Below are 2,361 nucleotides of genomic sequence, written 5' to 3' on the forward strand. Positions count from 1 at the left end.
CAACCCGATCGAGGCGCAGTTCGGGCCGTTGCGCAGCTTCGTGATGGGCGCCTCGAACCACCCCAACCACCCGGCGCTGGCGCGCCGGCTGCAGGCGTATCTGCGCTGGCGCAACGCCAACGCCCGCCACCCGGACGTCCTCGCCGCCCAACGCCGCGAACGAGCACGAGTCCGCAGCGAACGCCAACGCCGCTGGGGACGACCTGCAGCAGCATGACCCGGTGAACCTAAGTGGTCACCGCACTAGTCGTCGCCCGAGTCGTCGGACTTCTTCTCCGACTTCTTCTCGTCCTTCGACTCGGACTTCTCGCCCTTGTCCTTGGACCTGTCGTCCTTGTCGTCGGACTTGTCGTCCTTGTCCTTGGACGTGTCGCTCTTGTCGTCGGACTTGTCGTCCTTGTCCTTGGACGTGTCGCTCTTGTCGTCGGACCTGTCGTCCTTGTCCTTGGACCTGTCGTCCTTGTCCCCCGACTTGTCGTCCTTGTCGTCGTGCTTGTCGTCGTGCTTGTCGTCGTGCTTGTCGCCGGGGCGGTCGTCGTCCTTGGACCCGTGGTCCTTGTCGCGGTCCTTGTCGCCGTGGCCGTGCTTGTCGTCGTGCTTGTCGCCCTTGTCGTCCTTGGACTCGTCGGACTTGTCGCGGTCCTTGTCGCCGTGGCGGCCCTTGTCCTCGGGCTTGTCGCCGCCCTTGTCCGTGGACTTGTCGTCCTGGGACCCGTCCTTCTCGGGCTTCTTGACGTCGTGCCGGTCGCCGGCCTTCTCGTCCTCGTCGCCCGACCCGTTGCCCTTGTCCCGGCCCTTGTCCCGGCCCTTGTCCTTGTCTTCGGACTTGTCGCCGCCCTTGTCGCCGTGCTTGTCGCCGTGCTTGTCGTCGCCCTTGTCGCCCTTGTCGTCGGACTTGTGGTCGCCGCCCGGGTTCAGGATGTCGCCGAGGTGGCCGCCGACGCCGTCGGACCCGTCGTGCCCCTTGTCGTCGGACTTGTCCTCACCCTTGTGGTCGCCCTTGTCGCCCTTGTCGTGGCCCTTGTCGTCGGACTTGTCGTCGGACTTGTCGCCACTGCCGTGGTCGGACTTCTCGTCGTCGTCGGAGTGGCCGCCCCGCGGGTCGAGGATGTCGCCCAGGTGCTCGCCCAGGCCGCCGCGCTCGTCGGAGTCGTGGTCGGAGTGCGAGCCGGACCCGTGCTCGTCGGACTTGTCGTCGGACCTGTCCTCCGAGCGGCCCTCGTCGCCGTCGTCGTCGTGCGAGGACTCGCCTGCGACGCGGTCGAACCAGCGCTCGCCCTCGTCGGAGTGGTCCTGCGAGTCGCCCCCCAACGCCTGGGCGGCCAGCCGCTCGGCCTTGCCCATCGGCCGGGACGACTCGCCGCCCTCGTGGAGCACGAGGCCGGCGGCGGGCAGCGCGAGTACCGAGACGTCGCCCCGGTCGCCCCCGGACTCGCGGGCCTCGTCGCGGTGGTCGCCGCGGTCGCGGTCCCCGTCGGCCCCGGCGGCGAGCACGTCGCGCGACGGGTCGGGCGGGGCGGCGCGGCCGACGTCCTGGCGCTCGCGCTCGTGCGAGCCGCCCTTGCGCGGCAGGGTGGCCTCCGGCCGGTGCGGGCGGTCGGCCTTGGACGGCGGCGGGGTCGGGTCGGGCAGGCCGGCGATCACCTGGTGGACGCGCTGCACCACGGCGCTGGTGTGGTCCTGGACGTCGGGGATCGGCTGGGCGAGCATCTGGCCGACGCCGGAGCGCACCTGCTCCAGCTCGCGCTGGTTGCGCTCGTGCTGCTCCTTCTGCCGCTGGCGCTGCTGCTCGAGCTGGCGGCTGGCCTCGACCTGGTCGATCGAGGACGTCGCCGGGGCCGTGTTGAGCGCCCGCTCCATCGAGTCGAGCTCGGCCTGGGTGGAGGACAGCTCCGCGGCGACCTCGGGCAGCGACCGCACGGTCGCCAGCTGCGACTCCAGCGTGACCCGCTGCTGCTCCAGCAGCGACTTGCGGTCGAGCAGGGCCTGCACCGCCGCCGGCGGCCGGCTGCCGCGGCGCGCCTCGGGGATCTGCAGCCAGCTGGCCTCGGCCTGCGCCGCGGCGTCGAGCTGCTTGTTGATGGAGGCCAGCGCGACCTCGGCGCGGGTCTCCCACTGGCTGGCGGCCAGCGCGGGGTCCGGCGCGGGCGGGACGGTGGCGGGCGGTCGGTTCGGCGCGACCTCGGTGGTCAGGATGTAGCTCCCGCCACCGGCGATCAGGCTGACCACCGCGAGGCTGGCCACGGCGCGCCTGCGCAGCAGCGGACCGGCGGCGTCGCCCTCGACCGGCTTGCGGGCGCGCGGCACCCGCCGGCTGGTCAGCCGGCGGGGGGTGGCACGCCCCTTGCCGTCCGCCGCGCC

The 2,361-nt window shown here is 72.1% G+C and carries 1 protein-coding gene and 1 pseudogene; one reads left to right on the top strand and one right to left on the bottom strand.

Going from position 1 to position 2,361, the window contains the following annotated elements:
• Positions 1-217, top strand: a pseudogene (locus tag KIK08_RS38635) (IS630 family transposase); the annotation flags it as partial.
• A gap of 26 nt (positions 218-243) precedes the next feature.
• Here KIK08_RS38635 and KIK08_RS38640 read toward each other — a convergent pair.
• The coding region (locus tag KIK08_RS38640) for a hypothetical protein (protein ID WP_408004795.1) at positions 244-2,361 on the bottom strand (2,118 nt) is incomplete at its 5' end.

The sequence above is a fragment of the Pseudonocardia lacus genome (genome assembly GCF_018531445.1).
Lineage (GTDB): Bacteria > Actinomycetota > Actinomycetes > Mycobacteriales > Pseudonocardiaceae > Pseudonocardia > Pseudonocardia lacus.